We start from the raw sequence: 19682 nt of genomic DNA on the forward strand, positions 1-19682 counted from the left end.
CATGGACACCCGTGAAATGGCAGAACTCGCACAGCAGCTGAGGGTCGACTCGGTACGCGTCGCCGACCGCGCGGGCTCCGGCCACCCGACATCCTCCATGTCGGCGGCCGACTTGATGGCCGTACTGCTCGCGGGCCACCTCCGCTACGACTTCGGCAACCCCGGACACCCGGGCAACGACCGGCTGATCTTCTCCAAGGGGCACGCGTCGCCCCTGCTGTACTCGATGTACCTGGCCGCGGGCGCCATCGACGAGCAGGAATTCCTCACCTACCGCACCCTCGGCAGCCGCCTGGAGGGCCACCCCACGCCCCGCCTGCCCTGGGTGGACGTGGCCACCGGATCCCTCGGGCAGGGCCTGCCGGTCGGCGTCGGCATGGCGCTCGCCAACCAGCGCCTCGAACACACGCCGCACCGGGTGTGGGTCCTGTCCGGCGACAGCGAGATGGCCGAGGGGTCGGTCTGGGAGGCCGCCGAACACGCCGGGGACCAGCACCTGGACGCGCTCACCCTGATCATCGACGTCAACCGGCTCGGCCAGCGCGGCCCCACGCGTCACCAGCGCGACCTGTCCGCCTACGGCAGGCGCCTGCGCGCCTTCGACTGGCACACCATCGAGATCGACGGCCACGACATCGAGGCCGTCGAGCGGGCCTTGGGCGAGGCCGAGTCGACCGCCGGGCGGCCCACCGCGATCATCGCCGGCACCCGCAAGGGCCGCGGCGTACGCGCCGTGGAGGACCGCGAGGGCATGCACGGCAAGCCCGTCAAGGACGCCGAGGCCGCCGTGGAGGAACTCGGCGGCAGGCGCTCGATCAGGGTGGACGTGCACCGGCCCGGCGAGCCCGCGCAGGAGACCGGGCCACGCCACCGCGAACTGCGGCTGCCGCGGTACGAGCTCGGCGAAACGGTGCCCACACGCGACGCGTTCGGCGAGGCGCTGACCGCGCTCGGCCACGCCTACGAGGACGTCGTCGTGCTCGACGGCGAGGTCGGCGACTCCACGCGCGCGGAGTACTTCGCCAAGGAGCACCCCGACCGGTACTTCGAGTGCTACATCGCGGAGCAGCAGATGGTGGCCGCGGCGGTGGGCATGCAGGCGGTCGGGCGGGTCCCGTACGCGGCCACCTTCGCGGCCTTCCTGACGCGCGCCCACGACTTCCTGCGCATGGCCGCTGTCAGCCGCGCCTCGCTGAACGTCGTCGGTTCCCACGCGGGCGTGTCCATCGGCGAGGACGGCCCCTCCCAGATGGGCGTCGAGGACATCGCGATGTTCCGCGCGATCCACGGCTCGACCGTGCTCCAGCCGTGCGACGCGAACCAGGCCGCCTGCCTGGTCGCCGCCATGCACGAGCTGGACGGCGTGCGCTACCTGCGCACGATGCGCAGCGGCACCCCGGTGATCTACGGGCCCGGCGAGGAGTTCCCCGTCGGCGGCAGCAAGGTGCTGCGCCGGTCGGACGCGGACCGCGTCACCCTGCTCGGCACCGGCGTCACCGTGCACGAGTGCCTGGCCGCTGCCGACGCGCTGGCGAAGGACGGCATCCCCGTCCGCGTCATCGACATGTACAGCCTCAAGCCCGTCGACGAGCACGTGCTGATGGCGGCGGCCGAGGACACGGAGTGCCTGATCACGGTCGAGGACCACCACCCGCAGGGCGGCCTCGGCGATGCGGTGGCCGAGGCGTTCGCCGACGCCAGGCCCGCGCCGCGCCGCCTGGTCAGGCTGGCCGTCACCGACATGCCCGGCTCCGGCACCGGCGAGGAGCAGCGCCGCGCCGCCGGCATCGACGCCGAGTCGATCGCGGCCGGCGTGCGGCTGCTCACCGAAAAGATCATCCGCTGACCGTGGCGGCGCCGTGGACCGTGCATGAACCCTCCCGATTGGTTACCCGTCCCCTGCGGGTGCGTCGGCCAGCCCCTCCCGGGAGGGTTCGGCAGTGAGCCCCCGCTCCGCCGCCCCCGGCACCGCCGGTGGGCGGCGGAGTCCGTGTTGCGCCGTCCAAGAGGCCACCTCAAGGTCGTAACCAACCACTCCAGGAGGAACCGGTCATGCCGATCGCGACGGTGAACCCCGCCACGGGGGAGACGCTCAAGACGTTCGACCCGCTGGGGCCCGAGGACGTCGAGCGCATGCTCGCCACGGCGTACGACACGTCCAGGGCCTACCGCACCACGTCGTTCCAGGAGCGCGCCCGCCTGCTCGGCCGCGCCGCCGACCTCCTCGAACAGGACGCCCCGGACATCGGCCGCACCATCACCACCGAGATGGGCAAGCCGGTCGCACAGGCACGCGCCGAGGCCGCCAAGTGCGCCAAGGCGATGCGCTGGTACGCGGCGCACGCCGAGGAGCTGCTCGCCGACGAGCACCCCTCGGACGCGGACGTGAAGGACTCCGGCGCCTTTGCCGCGCGCGTCGTGTTCCGGCCGCTCGGCGTGGTGCTCGCCGTGATGCCGTGGAACTTCCCCCTGTGGCAGGTGGTGCGGTTCGCGGCCCCGGCCCTGATGGCCGGGAACGTCGGGCTGCTCAAGCACGCGTCCAACGTGCCGCAGACGGCCCTCTACCTGGAGGACCTCTTCCGCAGGGCCGGCTTCCCCGAGGGCTGCTTCCAGACCCTGCTGATCGGTTCCGACGCCATCGAGTCCGTCCTGCGCGACCCGCGCGTCGCCGCCGCCACGCTCACCGGCAGTGAACCCGCCGGCCGCTCCGTCGCGTCCATCGCCGGCGACGAGGTCAAGAAGACGGTGCTGGAACTCGGCGGCAGCGACCCGTTCGTCGTGATGGACTCCGCCGACATCGTGAAGGCCGCGAAGACCGCCGTCACCGCGCGGGTGCAGAACACCGGGCAGTCGTGCATCGCGGCCAAGCGGTTCGTCGTGCACACCGACGTGTACGACGCCTTCGCGGAGCGGTTCACCTCCGCCATGCGCGAGTTGACCGTCGGCGACCCGATGGACGAGGACACCGACGTCGGCCCGCTCTCCGGCGAGCAGGGCCGCGCCGACCTCGAGGAGCTCGTCGCAGACGCCGTCAGCCGTGGCGCGCAGGTCCTCTGCGGGGGCGGGCGGCCCGACGGCGCCGGCGCGGGCTGGTTCTACGAGCCGACGGTGCTCGCCGGCGTCACCCCCGAGATGCGCGTCCACCGGGAGGAGACGTTCGGACCCGTCGCCACCCTCTACCGGGTCGCGAACCTCGACGAGGCGGTGGCCGTCGCCAACGACACACCGTTCGGACTCAGCTCCAACGTGTGGACGCGCGACGAGCAGGACATCGAGCGGTTCGTCCGCGACCTGGAAGCCGGCGGCGTGTACGTCAACGGCATGACCGCCTCGCACCCCGCGTTCCCGTTCGGTGGCGTCAAACGCTCCGGCTACGGGCGCGAGCTCGCGGGCCACGGCATCAGGGAGTTCTGCAACATCACCACCGTGTGGCGCGGCGCCCAGGACTGACCGCCCCGCTGCCCGCCGCCACGCCGACGCGCCGCCCCGGCACGGGGTGCCACCGCCCAGGGAAACGAGCAGGGAGAAGAACATGCACCAGGCGAAGACCCCCGCTGAGCGGCTCACCGACGCCGACCTGGCGGCGCTCGACGCGCACTGGCGCGCCGCGAACTACCTCGCCGTGGGCCAGATCTACCTGATGGCCAACCCCCTGCTGCGCGAGCCGCTGGCACCCGAGCACATCAAGCCGAGGCTGCTCGGGCACTGGGGGACGTCACCGGGGCTCAACCTCGTCCACACCCACCTGAACCGGGTGATCAAGGACCGCGGCCTCGACGCGCTGTGCGTGTGGGGGCCAGGACACGGCGGTCCCGCCGTCCTCGCCAACTCCTGGATCGAGGGCACCTACGGGGAGACCTATCCGGACGTCGGCCGAGACCGTGCGGGCATGGAGCGGCTGTTCGAACAGTTCTCCTTCCCCGGTGGGGTGCCCAGCCACGTCGCGCCCGAGACACCCGGCTCCATCCACGAGGGCGGCGAGCTGGGCTACTCGCTCGCCCACGCCTACGGCGCGGCCCTCGACAACCCGGAACTCCTGGTCGCGTGTGTGATCGGGGACGGCGAGGCGGAGACGGGCCCCCTGGCCGCCTCCTGGCATGCGAACAAGTTCCTCGACCCTGTCCACGACGGCGCCGTGCTGCCGATCCTCCACCTCAACGGGTACAAGATCGCCAATCCCGCGGTACTCGCCCGGCTGCCCGAGGACGAACTCGACGAGCTGCTGCGCGGATACGGCCACGAGCCGATCCACGTCACCGGCGACGAGCCGCTCGCCGTGCACCGAGCCATGGCGGTGGCGATGGACGGGGCGCTCGACACCATCGGCGGCATCCAGCGCGCCGCCCGCGAGGGCAGCGACGCCGAGCGCCCCCGGTGGCCCGTGATCGTGCTGCGCACGCCGAAGGGGTGGACGGGACCGCGCGAGGTGGACGGGCAGCCCGTCGAGGGGACCTGGCGGGCACACCAGGTCCCGCTGAGCGGGGTGCGCACCAACCCCGGTCACCTGCGCCAACTCGAGGCCTGGCTGCGCTCGTACCGTCCCGACGACCTGTTCGACGAGAGCGGCGCACCGCTGCCCGAGCTGCTGCGCTTCGTGCCCGAGGGGACCCGCAGGCTGGGCGCCACACCGTACGCGAACGGCGGGCTGATGCTGCGCGAACTTCCGCTGCCGCCGCTGACGGAGCACGCCGTGCCCGTCGAACGTCCCGGCACCGTGCTGCACGAGCCGACCAAGATCCTCGGCGCGCTGCTCGAGGACGTGATGGCGGCGACCGCCGGGCGCCGCGACTTCCGTGTCGTCGGGCCCGACGAGACCGCGTCCAACCGCCTCGGCGCCCTCTACGAGGCCACGGACAAGGCGTGGGACGCGCTCACGCTCCCCACCGACGAGCACCTGGCGCGCGGCGGCCGCGTGATGGAGATCCTCTCCGAGCACGTCTGCCAGGGCTGGCTCGAGGGCTACCTCCTGACGGGCCGCCACGGCCTGTTCTCCAGCTACGAGGCGTTCGCGCACATCGTGGACTCGATGGTCAACCAGCACATCAAGTGGCTGCGCACCTCGCGCAGGCTGACGTGGCGCCGCCCCATCGCCTCCCTCAACTACCTGCTCACGTCGCACGTGTGGCGCCAGGACCACAACGGCTTCTCGCACCAGGACCCGGGCTTCGTCGACCACGTGCTCAACAAGAGCCCCGAAGTGGTGCGCGTCTACCTGCCGCCGGACACCAACACGCTGCTTTCGGTGGCCGACCACGCGCTGCGCAGCCGCGACTACGTCAACGTGATCGTCGCGGGCAAGCAGCCCACATTCGACTGGCTCACGATGGACGAGGCGATCGCTCACTGCACCAGGGGCCTCGGCGTGTGGGCCTGGGCCGGCACGGAGGACGGCACGCGGGAGCCCGACGCCGTACTCGCCTGCGCCGGCGACGTGCCGACGCAGGAGACGCTCGCGGCGGCCGACCTGCTGCGGCGCCACCTGCCCGAGCTCGTCCTGCGCGTGGTCAACGTCGTCGACATGGCGCGCCTGCTGCCGCACGAGGAACACCCGCACGGTATGCGGGAGTCCGAGTACGACGCGCTGTTCACCCGGGACAAGCCGGTGATCTTCGCCTACCACGGCTACCCCTGGCTGATCCACCGGCTCGCGTACCGGCGCGCGGGCCACACGAACCTCCACGTGCGCGGGTACAAGGAGGAGGGCACGACCACCACGCCCTTCGACATGGTGGTCAAGAACGACCTGGACAGGTACCGGCTCGTCATGGACGTGATCGACCGCGTGCCCGGGCTCGGCGTGCGGGCGGTCGCGGTGCGCCAGGCCATGGCCGACGCGCGGGCACGCCACCACGCGTGGATCCGCGAGCACGGCACGGACCTGCCCGAGGTCGCGGAGTGGACGTGGCAGGGCTGACGGCCGGCGCCGGCGGGACGGCACGGGAAGGGACGCTGACGATGACGGCGGCAGACAGGTGCGCGCGGCGATGAGCGGCGGCGCGAAAGGCGGCCCGCGGACGGTACGGGCGGGACGCAGGATGATCGAGGTGCACCGGCCGGACAAGGTCCTCTTCCCCGGCCGCGAGCTGACCAAGGCCGACCTGGTCACGCACTACCACGACCTGGCCCCGTACATCGTGCCCGAGCTGAGGGGCAGGCCGCTCATGCTGGAGCGCCACCCCGACGGCCTGGCGGGGCCGCGGTTCATGCAGAAGAACATCCCGGAGTCGTACCCCGGGTGGATCCGCCGCGCCGAGCTGGAGAAGCAGGGCGGCACGGTCACCCACGCCGTGTGCGACGACACGGCCACCCTGCTCTACCTGGCTGACCAGGCGTGCCTCACCTTCCACCGCTGGCAGGCGCGCGCGGACCGTCCTGACAACCCGGACCGCCTCGTCTTCGACCTCGACCCGGCGGGCGACGACTTCGAGCAGGTGCGCTCGGCCGCCGGGCTGCTGGGCGAGCTGCTGGGCGATCTCGAACTGCCCGGCGCCCTGATGACCACGGGATCGCGCGGCCTGCACGTGATCGTCAAGCTGGACCGCCGTGCGGGGTTCGACGAGGTACGGGAGTTCGCCGGAGAGGTGGCCGAGGCGCTGGCCGCCCGTGACCCTGACCACCTCACGACCGAGGTGCGCACGCAGGCGCGTGGCGGCCGCCTCTACCTGGACATCCAGCGCAACGCGTACGCCCAGACGTCGGTCGCGCCGTACTCGGTGCGCGCCAAGGAGGGCGCGCCCGTCGCGACGCCCATCAGCTGGGACCAGCTCGGCGACCCCGGTCTGCACGCCAGGCGCTGGAGCGTCGGCACGGTCCTGGAGCAGGCAAGGAAAGACCCCTGGTCGGACGTGCCGGCCAGGGGCAGGGGACTCGGTCGGGCGAGGCGCCGCCTCAGGTCACTGCGGTGAGACGGTCACACGGCTGCCCTGGCCGCTCTCCGCGTACGGCTCGCCGCTGAACGCGGCGGCGATCCGCAGCTGGGTGGCCGCCTCGTCGGCCTTGCCCTGGCGCTCGAGCGTCCTGCCGAGCATCAGGCGGGCGTACGACTCGACGGGGTCGAGCTCCAGCACGGCGCGCAGCTCGTCCTCGGCCTTGCGCAGGCGCGCGGAGTGGTAGTAGGCGCGGGCCAGCAGCAGGCGCGGGGCGACCTGAGCGGGCTCCTCGGCGACGAGCCCGCCGAGGATGCGCGCGGCGCTCACGTACTCCTTGGCGTCGAAGAACATCCGCGCGCGCTCCCACCGCTCGGCCGGCGTGCCGTACTCGTAGTACGCCGAAACATTGTGCTCTCCCACAGGACCCTCCTCACGGGCCGGCTGCTGACTGACAGCCCTGACAACCGGAGCGGGTAGTTGAATATTCCACAGCTATGTGTGGGGGAGTCCCTCGCGGTCTCAGCCGGTCGGGCCGGCGGCCGCGTGCCCGGAGAGCGCGAGCGCCGGGTCCTGGCCCGCCCAGTGCGCGAGCGGCGCCACGGGCAGCGTGGAGCCGATCTCCCGCTCCGCTGCGCCGAGCCACGCGGCCAGCCGGGCGTCGCTCGCCGCGGGAGGCGGAGCCAGGTCGCACAGGACCGGGTGCTGGCGCAGCAGTTCGGGAGCGCACTCGTCGACGGCGCGCTGGCGCTGCCAGGGTTCGAGACGGGCGCCGGTCATCCAGTGGAGCAGGGCGGTGCGGCCGTCCTTCCGCCTCCGGGGCAGCCGGCCGGGCGCCGTGACGCCGAGGATGTCCGCCAGGGGCACGCTGCGCGTTTCACTCATGGCGCCATCCTGCACCGTCCGCGGTGCCCTGTGGGGTCAGCCGCGTACCACGCGGACCTCGGCCACCTCCATCAGGCCGTCGAGTTCGACCCTGCCCACCGTCTGGCCCCGGCCCACCGTCAGGCCGTCGCGCCGCACCAGGTCGAGCAGCCGTTCCGCCAGTGGCATCACCATGTGGCGGCCCCAGCAGCGCTCGTTGGCGTGGCCGAACGGCAGGTAGCCCGGGTGCGTGTCCGGGTCGAGCCCGTCCCACCGCTCGGGCAGGAACGCGCCGGGCTCGTCCCAGAGCTTCGGGTCGCGGTGGCTCAGCAGCGGGAGCAGCAGCACGTCGTCGGACGGGCCTATCCGCCGGTCCACCGCGGTGAACTCGGGCGACGCCACCCGCAGGATGTTCCACGACACGGGCAGCAGGCGCAGGGCCTCGTGGATGATGTGCCGGTTCGGCGTGGCGTCGTCGAACGGCGCGCCGAGCCACAGCGCGTTGGTGACGAGGGCCGCGACAGTGAAGCACACGGGCGCCGCGACCCGCCGATACAGGTACATCGCGTAACGGCGGTCCTGGTAGGTCGCGGAGTCGAGGACGAGTGACGCGAGCTTCGACAGCGGTGCCTCGCGCCCGGGCGCACGCAGCAGCGCGGCACCCGAGGTGACGGCCGACCAGGTGAGCTTCGGGGTGAGCTCCAGCCTGCGGTCGACGAGCACGCGAAAGCGCAGGCGCTCCCGGCCGAAGACCAGGTCGCGCAGGTAGGCGTGCGGTACCTGGGGCCACGGGCCCGTCAGGTCGACGGTGTCCTCCAGGGGACGCTGCAGCGCCTTGCGCACGTCCGACGACACGGCCTGCATGTACGTGGAGGCGTCGGTACGGCTGACCGACCTCGCCCGAACCGGCTTGAACGTCGGCCGCTCCTCGGCGTTCGCGGGCCTGCTGCGCAGCAGCGCGTCCATCAGGTCCGGGCCGGCGACGCCGATCGTGTCGGGTTCCAGGCGGAAGAGGTCGGCGCCGGTGTGGCGTGCGAGCAGCGCGTCGATCCGCGGTGCGAAGCGCACGGGCCGTCCTGCGCGTACGGTGGCCGGTCGTTCTGGCATGGAGCAACCTCCGGGGCGAACGGCGGGTGACGGGACGCGCCCGGCGCCCCGCCACCCGCCCTCTGCGTGAACGGGCCGATCAGATCCAGCCGTACCACGCGTAGGCCTTGAGGCTCTTCTCGCTCCTGACCTTCTTCATGAGGCGAACGAACTTCATGACTACCTCCAAGTGACGGGAAGTGCTGAGCGCCGGGCGGCGGCCCCTCGCGAGGTCGTCAGCCGTCGCAGAAGTGAATGACGGGTCGTCAAGGCAGTCAAGTGGCCCGCATCACTTCCAAATCCGCGCACGGGGTGTTTCGGAGGCGTTGACATTCGCCAACCGGGAAGAATCCGGCCCGAGATGGGAGCTTGCGCCTGATGCAGCAGCCGGCGCGCTGTGGACGGTGCATAACCGACCGCCTCACGAGAGGTCCGGGACCGGGCCGGAGATTTTACGTCGGCGGCGCCGGTCACCGAGTCCCGTCGAACACACCGCCGCCGGTCGCGGCGGTTCCGCGCGGCGGGTCGGGCAGCCGTCTCGTGCCGCCGGCGCCCGTGCCGCCGGCGCCGGTCTCGTCGTCGTGCGTGCCTGCCGACGGGTGCTCGCCGGCCTGGCACTCGGCGTCGAAGATGTTGCAGCCGGCCGTGGTTGAAGGCGTGGGTGCGGGCGTGGGAGCAGCGGGGGGCGGTGAGACGGCCCCCGCCTGGGAGACGTGCGGGCGGGGTGGCTTCGAGTCGGTGGTGCCGTTGCCGCTGCCGAAGGCCGTGAAGACGGCGAACAGGGCGCCGGCGAGCGCGATGGCGACGGCGAGAGTGAGGGTGGCGGATCGGGAGGTACGGGACGAAGCAGGCATGCCCGGATCTTCCCGCAGCGAGAGGCGGTGGGGGTGCCGACACCTCGGGACCGCGTTGACCGGGTCACCCGCGCGCCGGAGCGCGCGAAGGGCCCCCGCGGGTGGCGCATCCGCGAGAGCCCTCCGTCTGTCCGTCTGCCGGTGTCCGGCTGCCCGTCAGCCGGACTGGCCGCTGTCCTTGAGGGGGCCCCAGCCGTGCCAGCGCTCGACGTCGATCCACGCGCTGACCCTGCTGCGTTCCCGGTTCGGGTAGTCGTTGCCCCCGTAGTGGCGCGACAGCCGGTCGATGTCGGTCAGGCCGGCGTCGTCGCGCATCTCGCCGACGCGCCCGATGAGGCTGACGTGCGTGTACCAGTTGCCCTCGTCCAGCACCGTGAGGGTGACCCGCGGATCGTTGCGCAGGTGGCGCAGGCGCACGCGGCCCTCGTCCATGTTGAGCAGGACCCGGCCGTCGTCCTCCCACAGGTACCAGGTGGCGGTCGACACGGGTTGGCCGTCGGACCTGAGCGTGGTGACGACGGCCGGGTTCGCCTTGCGCAGCATGGCGACTGCGTCCTCGGGGAGCGGTGGATTCGACACGGTCTTCTCCTTGTCTCGTGTTCCCGGCCCCGCCACCGTGGCCCGTGCCCGCGGAGGGGACGGGCGCGGCGGGGCCCACCCGGGATCGTACGAACGGGCGGCGCCCCGCCGTGCGCGACGCACGGCACGGGGGCCGGAGCCTCGATCTCGGGTGCCGGCCCCCTGCGCGATGCGTGGTCGGCGGGTCAGTGCCGACCGTCCTCGTAGGAGCGCCGCACCGCATCCGACGCCTTGTTCGCCATGTCACCCAGCTTGCTCATGTCTACCTCCCGGCAGTGGTGCATGTGCTGCCTTGCACCCCGTCGTCCGACCGTCCCTTCCCGCACGCAAACGCCCCGGCCCCGGACCGTCCTCGGGGTTCGCGCGCACGGGCCCCTACGGGAGGGCCCCAGGGCACCCCGCACGGCGGGAGTCGCCGTTCTCGTCCGCGGGGCCGAGGTCTCGGCGCCACGCCGCCGGGACGATGGAACGGAGCCGAGCATCCAGAGGGAAGGACCGTCATGGACACCGGGAGTCCGGACATCCGCACGAGCGCCGGCGGCGGATCTCCGCGCGCCGCGGCCGCGTTCCGCCGCGCGAAGCTGCTGACGGGGTGCTACCTCGCCGTGAGTGTCGCCACTCTCGCGGCCATCGTCCTGCTCCGCGACGACGCCGGCGCGGTGAACGACGCCGTGTGGGTCAGGGGCTGCATCGTGGTCGCCAGCGCCGTGGTGACCTTCCTGTGCGCCGTGCGCGCGGCACGCGGCGACCGGGGCGCCTACCGCAGACTGCGGGCCGTCTCGGCGGTCATGGTCGTGGCGATCGCCGTGATCATCGCCCTTCCCGGGACCTTCCCGGTGTGGATGAAGATCGACCAGGGAGTCTGCGGGGCGCTGCTGCTCGCGGTGGTGCTGCTCGTCAACAGCAGGCACGCGCGCACGGCCTTCGCCGCCGCGCGGTGAGACCGCGGCCGGGCGGCCTCACCGCGGGCACCGGTCAGCCGCCGATGTGGTAGCTGTCGCCGTAGACCTTCCAGTCGAGCGGCGGGTCGAGATCGAGGTTGCCCTGCTGGAGGAACACGCGCTGCTCGGTGTCCACCCGGCTGGTGTCCTCGTGGGCCGCCTCCTGCTTCATGGCCCAGACGCGCGCGTCCAGGAACGCGTTCAGGTAGGCGGTCTCGTCGCCGCCCCCGGAGGGCGGCTCGGCATGCGAAAGCGCACGCGCGCGGATGCCGCCGAAGCTGGTGGCGTCGTCGCCCGGGCCGTGCATCACGATCGCGTCGTAGTAGATGAACTGGCCGAGCGTGCCGAGGCCGTCCTTCTTCGCCTGGGCGACCGCGGGGTCGAAGTACACCCGGTCACGTTCGTCGTCCTGCGCCGACTGGAACACCGGGTCGGACGCGGCCTGCTGCCAGGCGGAGGTGAACGCCGTGCCGAGGCCGTCGTGCGAGTCGGTGCCGTTGACCGCCTCGAGCGCCGGCAGGAAACGGGCGAGCGGGTTGTCCGGCTCCCGGTCGGTGTAGAGGCGCACGACCTGCAGCATGTCGCCGGTGCCCGAGCAGAATCCGATGATGCCGGCGGTGTAGCCGCGACCGTCGCCGATGTCCTCGATGTACTTGTACTGAGCCTTCCAGTCCAGCGAGGAGTTCTCCGCGCTGGAGACGAGCTCCATCGCGATCTCCTTCTTGGCGGGGTCGTCGAGTCCGGTCGCCGCAGCGGGCCTCGCGCTCGCGGCCGCGCCGGCCGCGTGTGCGGCGGCCGGGACGGTCTGGGCGCCGGCGGCCGTCGGCACGGCGGCGAGCGCCAGGCCGAGAAGCGCGGCCGGGACGAGGCGGAGCGTGCTCTTGTGGGGGTGCACTGTGGCCTCCGTGGGGGGTGGGGGCATCTGTTAGGAAGCTTTCCTATCAGAGTTGGCATGGGCACGTACACCCCTGTGGAGCACGCGAGTTGGGAATCGCTTGTCCTCGTCGCCCGCGCCCGGGCCGAGGGCGCGACGATGTGGTCCGGCCCGGGCAGCCATTTCCCCTGCTGCCGGGCCCTGCTCCATCCCTTGGCCCATTCGGGCGAATAATGGCTGTGGCGGGGACGCGTCACACGGCCCCGGGGAGTTGCGGCACACCTGCCGACTACAGCAATGTAGACGTCAGAGCGAAGGGGGACCCCTTGTCAGGAACGAGTGCGGAGCGGCGGCCGACGGGCGAGCTGGAGACGGCCGTCCTCACCGTGCTCTGGGCCGCGGGCACACCGCTCGTCGCCCGGCAGGTGCAGGCCGACCTGCCGATGCCGCTCGCGCGGACCACGGTCGCCACGCTGCTCGCCCGCCTGCACGAGAAGGGCGCGGTCGTCAGGGAGCGCGCCGGCCGCGGGTACGCCTACTCCGCCGCGCAGGACCGGCAGGGCCTCGCCGCCCGCCGCATGCACCGCGAGCTGGACAAGGACGCCGACCGCGGGGCCGTACTCGCCCGCTTCGTCTCCCAGCTGGAGCCCGAGGACGAGAAGGTGCTGAGGGAACTGCTCGAGTCGGACCTGCCCGGCGGGAGGGACGAGTGATCCTCCTGCTGCTCATCGTCCCCCTCGTGCTGCCCTTCGCGGCGCCGCCGCTCGCCCGCGGGCTCGCCGCCCGCGTCGAGCCGGGCGCCGCGCTGTGGGCGCTGACGGCGGCGACCGTCGGCCTCGCGGCGAGCGCCGTCGCCTCGCTGTGCGGCCTCGTCATCGCCGGCGCGTTGCGCCTGCCCGCCGTGGCCCGCCTCGGCGAGCTGATCCGGCCGATGGCCACAGGACCGGCCGAGGCGCTCATCCCGCTCGCCGCGGCCGCCGCGGCCGTCCTCGCGCTGTGCGCCCGCACGGCCCTTGGCTCCGCCGTGCGGCAGAGCCGCTCGGTGCGGGCCGCGCACGCCGAGGCCCGCGGCGCGAGGACGTCGGACGGTATGACCGTCGTGGCCGACGAGCGGATCGACGCGTACGCCCTCCCGGGCGGGCGCGGCGGCTTCGGCCGAGTCGTGGTCACCGAGGGGATGCTCGGGTGCCTGGACGCCGACGAGCGCGCCGCACTCGTCGCACACGAACGCGCCCACCTCACCGGACGCCACCACCTCTTCCTCGCGGCGGCCGAGCTGTCCGCGCACTGCCACCCCGGGCTGCGTCCCCTGCGCGGCGACATCTCGCTCGCCGTCGAACGCGCCGCCGACGAGACCGCGGCGCGGGCCACGGGCGACCGGCGGCTGATCGCGCGCGCCATCGGGCGCGCCGCGCTTGCCGCGCATGCCGCCCCGGCCCGCCGGCAGGCCGTCCTCCCGTCCGCCGCCGCCGGGCCCGTGCCCCAGCGGGTCGCCGCACTCCTGCACCGCACGGGCGGCGGGCCGCGGCGCCTGATGACGACGTTCGCCCTGCTGCTGCTCGTGTGCGCGGGCACCTCCTCCACGGCGGTACTCGCCGGCGCTGTCGGCCTGCACAGCGGCGTGGAGGTCGCGCAGGGCGAGACGGCGGCACCCACCGACCACTGACCGGGCGGGTTGCGCCCGGCCGCGTGGGACGGGCGCCCAGCGGGGCGCGAGCGCGCCGACGTCAGCCGAGGGAGGGCGGCCCCTGCTCGACGCGGCGCAGCACCAGGTCCATCCGGTCCACCCCGTCATCGTGCGGGCGCCGCTCGTCCCACCAGGTGGCGCCCGCGTCGGCGAGCGGGCCGACCACGTCGCGCGCGCGAGTGGGATCCGCCGGGCTCGCACCGCCCACGACGAACTCGAAAGGACCGTCGCCCGCGCCCTGCTCGCGACGCTGCTCCCGCACGTAGCCGACCATGTCGCGCACCTCGTCGACGGGCGGGCAGTGGCCGTGCGGCGCCGAGCGGAACAGCGGCACCGCGCCGTCCCAGCGCGCCGCTCTGCGCATCGGCCTGCGCCTGGGCCAGTACCCGGCGATCCAGACGGGCGGGCGCGGGCGCTGCAGCGTGGCGGGCAGCAGCGCCACGTCGTCGGCGTGGAAGTGCCGGCCGTGGTGCGTCACCGGCTCGCCCGTCCAGTACCGCGCCAGCAGGCCGAGGCCCTCGTCGAGGCGCTCGGCCAGCACCACGGGGTCCGTGGGCCCGCCGAAGCTGCCGTACTCGTCGTCGATCGGGCCGCCGAGCCCCGCCCCGAAGACAACCCGCCCCCCGCTCAGCCGGTCCAGCGTCGCCACCTGGCGCGCGAGCTGCTCGGGGCGGCGCCGCGGCACGGGGGTGACGAGCGTGCCGAGAGCGATCCGGCTGGTCGCCAGGGCGGCCGCCGTGAGCAGCATCCACGGATCGCCGAACACCCGGCGCTCCTTCTTGGTATGGACGACGTGGTCCCAGACGAACAGTCCGTCCCAGCCCGCCTCTTCCGCGGTGGCGGCAAGGGAAGCGACGGCTCGCGGGTCGGCGAAGTCGCCGAAGTTGGGAATGTTGATGGAATAGCGCACGCAGGCATCGTGCGCCACGGCACCCCTGCGGGCAACGGGGTTTCGGGTGCTCCGGGATGCCGGTCCCGCGGGCGGGCCATACGCTGGCCGCCACAGGGGGGCCGAGCTGGAGGTGCCCGCATGCCCCGCCCCATCTGGACAGGCGCCGTCTCGTTCGGGCTCGTGACGATCCCGGTCCGCGTCACCGGCGCCTCCGAGAACCGGGGCGTGCGCTTCCACCGCATCCATCTGGAGGACGGCGGGCGCGTACGCAACCAGAAGCGGTGCGAGCTGGACGACGAGATCGTCACCGAGGACGACATCGGCAAGGGGTACGAGCTCTCCAAGGACCACATCGTCCCGGTCTCCGACGACGAGCTCGACGCCATACCGCTGCCCTCCGCCAAGACCGTCGAGATCATCGCCTTCATGGACCGCGACGCGATCGACCCCGTACGGCTCGGCCAGAGCTTCTACCTGGAGGCCTCGGGCCAGGCCGCCGCCAAGCCGTACGTGCTGCTGCGGCGGGCCCTGGAGCGCAGCGGCAGGGTCGCCGTCACCAAGCTCGCCCTGCGCGGACGGGAGCGCCTGGCGATCCTCGACATCCGCGACGACGCGCTGACCCTGCACACCATGCACTGGCCCGACGAGGTCCGCTCGCCCGGCGAGCTCGCCCCCCGGCCCGTCGACCTCTCGGAGGACGAGGTCGCTCAGGCGATGTCGCTGATCGACGGCATGACAACCGACGACCTGTCCCAGTTCCACGACGAGTACCGCCACGCCGTCGAGGAGTTGCTCGCCGCGCGGGCCGAGGGCCGCGAGCCGCCGAAGGCCGAGCAGGGGACGGAGCCGGGCAAGGTGGTCGACATGATGACCGCACTCGAGCAGAGCGTCGAGAGGGCCAGGCAGTCGCGCGGCGGGGGAGGCGGGAAGGCGACGGTGCACGAGATGACCGGCAGGAAGGACACGGCCGGGAGGACCGCCGGGAAAGGGCCGGCGAAGAAGAAGGCCGCGGCCAAGGCGCCGGCCGGGAAGGCGGCAGCCGGTAAGGGGGCGGCCGCGAAAACGGCGGGCAAGAAGACCACCGCGAAGAAGACCACCGACGGAAAGGCAGCGGCCAAGAAGGCGGCGGGGAAGAAGACGGCCGCGAAGAAGGCCCCACCCCGGCACCGCAAGGCCTCCTGAGCCCCGCCGGTCGGCGAGCAGGTCGCCGGGTACGACCGCGCACCCGGCGGCACGGTGCGCCGCCGGCGACTGTCGGCTCGCCCGGCCGGGGCACATCGCGACGGGACACATCCCAGGCCGCGCGGCCCGGGGCCGATGTCAGTGGCCGCCGGTAGATTGCACCGGCATGAGGGAGACCGATGTGCCCCTGCCCGACGGGGGCGTCCTGCATGTCTACGACACGGGCGAAGGCGATCGCCTCGCCGTCCTCTGGCACCACGGCACGCCCAACACGGGCGCCCCGCCCCGCCCCCTGTTCCCCGCCTCCGAGCGGCTCGGCATCCGCTGGATCTCCTACGACCGCCCCGGCTACGGCGGCTCGACGCCCAGGCCCGGCCGCGACGTGGCCTCGGCCGCCGGGTACGCGGCGCTGGCCGCCGACGCGCTCGGCGTCGGCCGGTTCGCCGTCATGGGCCACTCGGGCGGCGGCCCGCACGCGCTCGCCTGCGCCGCGCTGCTGGGGGAGCGGGTCGTCGCGGCGGTCGCGGGGGCGTCGCTCGCGCCCTACGGCGCGCCCGGTCTCGACTACTTCGCGGGCATGGCGGCGTCCGGCGTGTTGTCGCTGTCCACCGCGGCGCGCGGGCGCGCCGAGAAGGAGCGCCTCCAGGAATCGGGGATTCCGTATGACCCCGAGTTCACCGCTGCCGACCTCGCCGCGCTGCACGGCCCGTGGTCCTGGTTCGACGAGGTGGTCGGCGCGGGGGTGGCATCGGGCCATGCCCCGGTGGTCGACGACGACCTGGCCTACGTCGCGCCGTGGGGGTTCGAGCCGGCGCAGGTGCGTGTCCCGGTCCTGCTGCTGCACGGCGGCCTCGACCGGATCGCCCCCGTCGCCCACGCGCGCTGGCTCGCCGTGCATCTTCCGGCGGCCGAGTTGCGGGTCGGCGAGGAGGACGGCCACATCTCGGTGCTCACCGCGGGCGACGAGGCGCTCGGCTGGATCCGCGAGCGCGCCGGCGGGTGAGGATCCGTCAGGCGCCGCCCTGCCCACGGCTCGCCGCACGGCTCGCGGCACGCTCGGCGCGGCGTTTGGCCGCATGCTCGTGCAGAGCCCGCTCCTCGGGCGTCACCGGGACGAGCGCGGGCACGGCGTGCGGGGTGCCGTCGGCGTCCACCGCGACGAACGTGAGGTGCGCGGTGACCACCTCGGTCGCGGGGCCAGGCGCGTTCCACCGCTCGGCGGTGACACGCACGCCGACGTCCATCGAGGTCCGGCCCGCGTACTCCACCTGGGCGTTCACGGTGAGCAGGTCACCCACCCTGGCGGGCGCGATGAAGCTCATCCGGTCCACGGACGCCGTGACGGCCGGGCAGCCCGCGTGACGGGCCGCGGCGGCACCCGCCGCGTCGTCCACGAGCTTCATGACGACACCGCCGTGCACGGTCCCGTACAGGTTGGTGTCGTGGGCGGACATGATGTGTGCGAGCGTGACCGTCGAGTCCGCCGGTGATTTCTTGTCTTCCATGGTCTTTCTCGTGCCGGAGCCGTCCGCCGCGCAGGGGGCGCGACCTGCCCAGTCTCCCAGCGCCCGTGGCGGCGGGCACCCCGGGGGCCCGGCCGCGGCCGGGCGCGCGGGGGTCAGCCGGCGGTCGCCGAGGGCGCGCTGACGGACCGGCTGTGCCGGTCCACGATTCCCTCGACGATCCGCATCAGCCGGTCCCCTGCCTCGGCGATGCTTGCGTTCTGCGTGCTGACCTGCGCCCCTTCGAGTACGAAGGTGATCTCGGCCGTGGCCTGCACCGGATCGGACATCCCGGCAGCCTCGCACATGGCGGCGAGCCTGCGGGCCTGGAGGGCCTTGTGCTCCTCGACCACCTGCCGTGCCGGATGGCCGCGGTCGGGCAGTTCGGCAAGCGAGTTGATGAACGGGCAGCCCCGGTGCGAGATCGCCGGAAGTCCCTCGGCGATGAAGCGGGCCAGGCCGAGGATCTGCTCCCTCGGCAGGCCCGGATGCTCGGCCTCGACGCGGTCGAAGGCGGCCTGGTACTGGGCCGCGACGATCCGCAGCCACTCCGCGACCAGCGCGTCCTTGGTCTCGAAGTGCCGGTAGATGGCCATCTTGGTCGTCCCGGCCCGCTCCGCGATCGCCTGGACGCCCACCCTCCTGATCCCCTCGCGCTGGAAGAGCTCTTCGGCGGCGTCGAGGATGCGTTCGCGCGGCGGCAGTGTCGCCACCCTGCTCGGCCTTGCCGCCGTCGATGCCATGGCTGCTCCGTGTCGTCGGGTTCGTCGTCGGGCCTCTCACCCTGCTGCTACGGTACCAGTCCGTTCCATGCGATACCGTTGGGTATCGTAAAGGACCGGTCGGTATCATCTTGATGTACTGGGAGCGGCAGTGAAACTTTCCGAATACGTGCGGTTCGACGCGGTCGGGCTGGCGGGGCTCGTGGCCGACGGCGAGGTGAGCACGGGGGAACTGGAAGCGGCGGCACGCGAGGCCGCGCGGACGGTCAACCCGTGGATCAACGCCGTCGTGGAGACCTGGCCGGCGGACGACGAGCCCGCCCCCGGCAGTGCCCCATTGGCCGGGGTCCCGTTCCTGATCAAGGACATCGGAGTGTCGATGGCCGGACGGCGGGCGGAGCTCGGCAGCCGGCTCGCGGCGGGCCATGTCGCGGCCGCCGACTCCTTCCTGATGCGACGCTTCCGCCGCGCCGGCCTCGTGACGTTCGGGCGCACCGCGACCCCTGAGCTGGCCTACAGCATCACGACGGAGCCCGTGCTGTACGGCGCGACCCGCAACCCGTGGGACCCGCGGCGCAGCGCGGGAGGATCAAGCGGCGGCGCGGGCGCGGCGGTCGCCGCGGGGGTGGTACCCCTCGCGCACGCCACCGACGCCGCCGGCTCGATACGCATCCCGGCCGCGTGCAACGGCCTGTTCGGCATGAAACCCACCCGCGGCAGGGTCTCGGCGGGTCCCGACTTCGACGAGGTGTTCAGCGGGCTGGCCGTGCAGGGAAGCGTCAGCCGTACCGTGCGCGACAGTGCCGTGCTGCTCGACCGGGTCCGCGGCCCGGAACCGGGCGACCCCTACTTCGCCCAGGAGCCGTCCCGGCCTTACGCGCAGGAGGTCACCCGTACCCCGGGTGCCCTGCGGATCGGCGTCCTCACCCACGCGTGGGGCGGACGCCGCACCGCCGCACCCGTGTCGGACGCCCTCACGCGCACGGTGCGCCTGCTCGAATCCCTCGGCCACCACGTGGAGGAGGCCGATGTCCGGCTCGGGGCCGGCTGGGACGAATTCACCGAGGCCACCGCCCGGCTGATGGCGGCGAACCTCACGGCAACGATCGACGAGCTGGCCGCCGCCTTCGACCGGCCCGTCGACCCGTCCACCCTGGAGCGCGCGACGCTGGCAGGCCACCACTACGGGCAGCAGGTCAGCGGCGCCCGGATCGTCGCCGCTCTCGCGACCCGAAACCGGGTCGCCCGAACCCTGGCCGAGTACTTCGCCACCTACGACGTGCTCCTCACCCCGACCCTGCCCGATCTCCCCATGCCCCTCGGTGCCCACGCCGAGGGCGCGGAGGGGCTGGACGGCCTCGGCCTGTTGCGCCGGCTCTTCGACACCTCGCCGTTCAGTGCCGTGTTCAACATGACCGGCACGCCCGCCATGTCGGTTCCCCTGGCGGCCGACGCCGGGACGAAGCTCCCCATCGGCATGCAGTTCGCGGCGGGCTACGGGCTCGAAGGCCTGCTCTTCCGCCTCGCGGGGCAGCTCGAACAGGCGAGTCCGTGGTCGGGCCGTGTCCCCGAGGTGTGGGCCGGCGCCCCCGCGGGGAGCTGAGCCCTGTTCCGGACGGCCGATGCTCCGGGA

At 73.2% G+C, this 19682-nt stretch carries 20 protein-coding genes; 10 read left to right on the forward strand and 10 right to left on the reverse strand.

The features are described 5' to 3' along the window. Position 1: 1 nt before the first annotated feature. The 4 genes from IH48_RS0116875 to ligD all read left to right on the forward strand — a co-directional run bounded on the left by IH48_RS0116875 (position 2) and on the right by ligD (position 6905). The gene (locus IH48_RS0116875; RefSeq protein WP_030904468.1) at positions 2-1846 is read left to right on the forward strand and encodes a transketolase; all 1845 of its coding nucleotides are present in this window, start codon (positions 2-4) and stop codon (positions 1844-1846) included. Between the two features lie 206 nt (positions 1847-2052). Continuing rightward, the gene (locus IH48_RS0116880; RefSeq protein ID WP_030904470.1) at positions 2053-3450 is read left to right on the forward strand and encodes an NADP-dependent succinic semialdehyde dehydrogenase; all 1398 of its coding nucleotides are present in this window, start codon (positions 2053-2055) and stop codon (positions 3448-3450) included. A gap of 82 nt (positions 3451-3532) precedes the next feature. Next, positions 3533-5914 (forward strand): phosphoketolase, encoded by a 2382-nt coding sequence (locus IH48_RS0116885; RefSeq protein ID WP_030904472.1) that lies wholly within the window; start codon positions 3533-3535, stop codon positions 5912-5914. Positions 5915-5984: 70 nt separating this feature from the next. Further along, on the forward strand, positions 5985-6905 hold the full coding sequence (ligD, locus tag IH48_RS0116890) for a non-homologous end-joining DNA ligase (RefSeq protein ID WP_030904474.1): 921 nt from the start codon (positions 5985-5987) through the stop codon (positions 6903-6905). Here the strand turns inward: ligD and IH48_RS0116895 are convergent. The 6 genes from IH48_RS0116895 to IH48_RS0116920 all read right to left on the reverse strand — a co-directional run bounded on the left by IH48_RS0116895 (position 6894) and on the right by IH48_RS0116920 (position 10249). Then, positions 6894-7220, reverse strand: coding sequence for a tetratricopeptide repeat protein (locus IH48_RS0116895; RefSeq protein ID WP_051840012.1), 327 nt, complete (start codon positions 7218-7220; stop codon positions 6894-6896). The genes ligD and IH48_RS0116895 overlap by 12 nt on opposite strands. A gap of 168 nt (positions 7221-7388) precedes the next feature. Beyond that, the gene (locus IH48_RS0116900; RefSeq protein WP_030904478.1) at positions 7389-7751 is read right to left on the reverse strand and encodes a hypothetical protein; all 363 of its coding nucleotides are present in this window, start codon (positions 7749-7751) and stop codon (positions 7389-7391) included. A gap of 36 nt (positions 7752-7787) precedes the next feature. Then, on the reverse strand, positions 7788-8837 hold the full coding sequence (locus IH48_RS0116905) for a cytochrome P450 (RefSeq protein ID WP_030904480.1): 1050 nt from the start codon (positions 8835-8837) through the stop codon (positions 7788-7790). Positions 8838-8916: 79 nt separating this feature from the next. Next, positions 8917-8994: a tryptorubin family RiPP precursor gene (locus tag IH48_RS37640; protein ID WP_420705500.1), complete on the reverse strand. Its 78-nt coding sequence runs from the start codon at positions 8992-8994 to the stop codon at positions 8917-8919. A 292-nt stretch (positions 8995-9286) separates the two neighbouring features. After that, positions 9287-9670: a hypothetical protein gene (locus IH48_RS0116915; RefSeq protein WP_030904482.1), complete on the reverse strand. Its 384-nt coding sequence runs from the start codon at positions 9668-9670 to the stop codon at positions 9287-9289. A 156-nt stretch (positions 9671-9826) separates the two neighbouring features. Then, entirely contained in the window at positions 9827-10249 is a 423-nt protein-coding gene (locus IH48_RS0116920) for a PPOX class F420-dependent oxidoreductase (protein WP_030904484.1), read from the reverse strand. 500 nt (positions 10250-10749) lie between these two features. On the opposite strand from IH48_RS0116920, the gene IH48_RS0116930 reads away from it, so the two are divergent. Further along, the gene (locus tag IH48_RS0116930) at positions 10750-11190 is read left to right on the forward strand and encodes a hypothetical protein (protein ID WP_037842284.1); all 441 of its coding nucleotides are present in this window, start codon (positions 10750-10752) and stop codon (positions 11188-11190) included. A gap of 34 nt (positions 11191-11224) precedes the next feature. Here the strand turns inward: IH48_RS0116930 and IH48_RS0116935 are convergent, their stop codons facing one another. Continuing rightward, positions 11225-12112 carry a chitosanase gene (locus tag IH48_RS0116935; protein WP_078849794.1) on the reverse strand — a complete coding sequence of 296 codons (888 nt, stop codon included), beginning with the start codon at positions 12110-12112 and terminating at the stop codon, positions 11225-11227. Between the two features lie 278 nt (positions 12113-12390). Between IH48_RS0116935 and IH48_RS0116945 the strand changes: the two genes are divergently transcribed. Next, positions 12391-12777, forward strand: a complete 387-nt coding sequence (locus tag IH48_RS0116945) for a BlaI/MecI/CopY family transcriptional regulator (protein ID WP_030904490.1) — start codon at positions 12391-12393, stop codon at positions 12775-12777. Then, the gene (locus IH48_RS0116950) at positions 12774-13730 is read left to right on the forward strand and encodes a M48 family metalloprotease (RefSeq protein ID WP_030904492.1); all 957 of its coding nucleotides are present in this window, start codon (positions 12774-12776) and stop codon (positions 13728-13730) included. The genes IH48_RS0116945 and IH48_RS0116950 overlap by 4 nt, the downstream gene beginning before the upstream one ends. 61 nt (positions 13731-13791) lie before the next feature. Here the strand turns inward: IH48_RS0116950 and IH48_RS0116955 are convergent, their stop codons facing one another. Next, on the reverse strand, positions 13792-14661 hold the full coding sequence (locus IH48_RS0116955; RefSeq protein ID WP_030904494.1) for an LLM class flavin-dependent oxidoreductase: 870 nt from the start codon (positions 14659-14661) through the stop codon (positions 13792-13794). A 120-nt stretch (positions 14662-14781) separates the two neighbouring features. Here IH48_RS0116955 and IH48_RS0116960 point away from each other — a divergent pair, with 120 nt between their 5' ends. Then, complete coding sequence (locus IH48_RS0116960; protein WP_030904496.1) at positions 14782-15825, forward strand: Ku protein; 1044 nt, start codon at positions 14782-14784, stop codon at positions 15823-15825. A 166-nt stretch (positions 15826-15991) separates the two neighbouring features. Continuing rightward, positions 15992-16828, forward strand: a complete 837-nt coding sequence (locus IH48_RS0116965; RefSeq protein WP_030904498.1) for an alpha/beta fold hydrolase — start codon at positions 15992-15994, stop codon at positions 16826-16828. A gap of 7 nt (positions 16829-16835) precedes the next feature. On the opposite strand, the gene IH48_RS0116970 is transcribed toward IH48_RS0116965, so the two are convergent. Together IH48_RS0116970 and IH48_RS0116975 are read right to left on the reverse strand one after the other, a co-directional pair. After that, entirely contained in the window at positions 16836-17330 is a 495-nt protein-coding gene (locus tag IH48_RS0116970) for an acyl-CoA thioesterase (RefSeq protein ID WP_030904499.1), read from the reverse strand. Positions 17331-17443: 113 nt separating this feature from the next. Then, positions 17444-18070, reverse strand: a complete 627-nt coding sequence (locus tag IH48_RS0116975; protein ID WP_030904501.1) for a TetR/AcrR family transcriptional regulator — start codon at positions 18068-18070, stop codon at positions 17444-17446. 130 nt (positions 18071-18200) lie between these two features. Between IH48_RS0116975 and IH48_RS0116980 the strand changes: the two genes are divergently transcribed. Next, positions 18201-19652, forward strand: coding sequence for an amidase (locus IH48_RS0116980; protein ID WP_030904503.1), 1452 nt, complete (start codon positions 18201-18203; stop codon positions 19650-19652). The last annotated feature ends 30 nt before the right edge of the window (positions 19653-19682 follow it).

Origin of the sequence: Streptomyces sp. NRRL F-5126 (genome assembly GCF_000721265.1) — a bacterium.
Classification (GTDB): domain Bacteria; phylum Actinomycetota; class Actinomycetes; order Streptomycetales; family Streptomycetaceae; genus Streptomyces.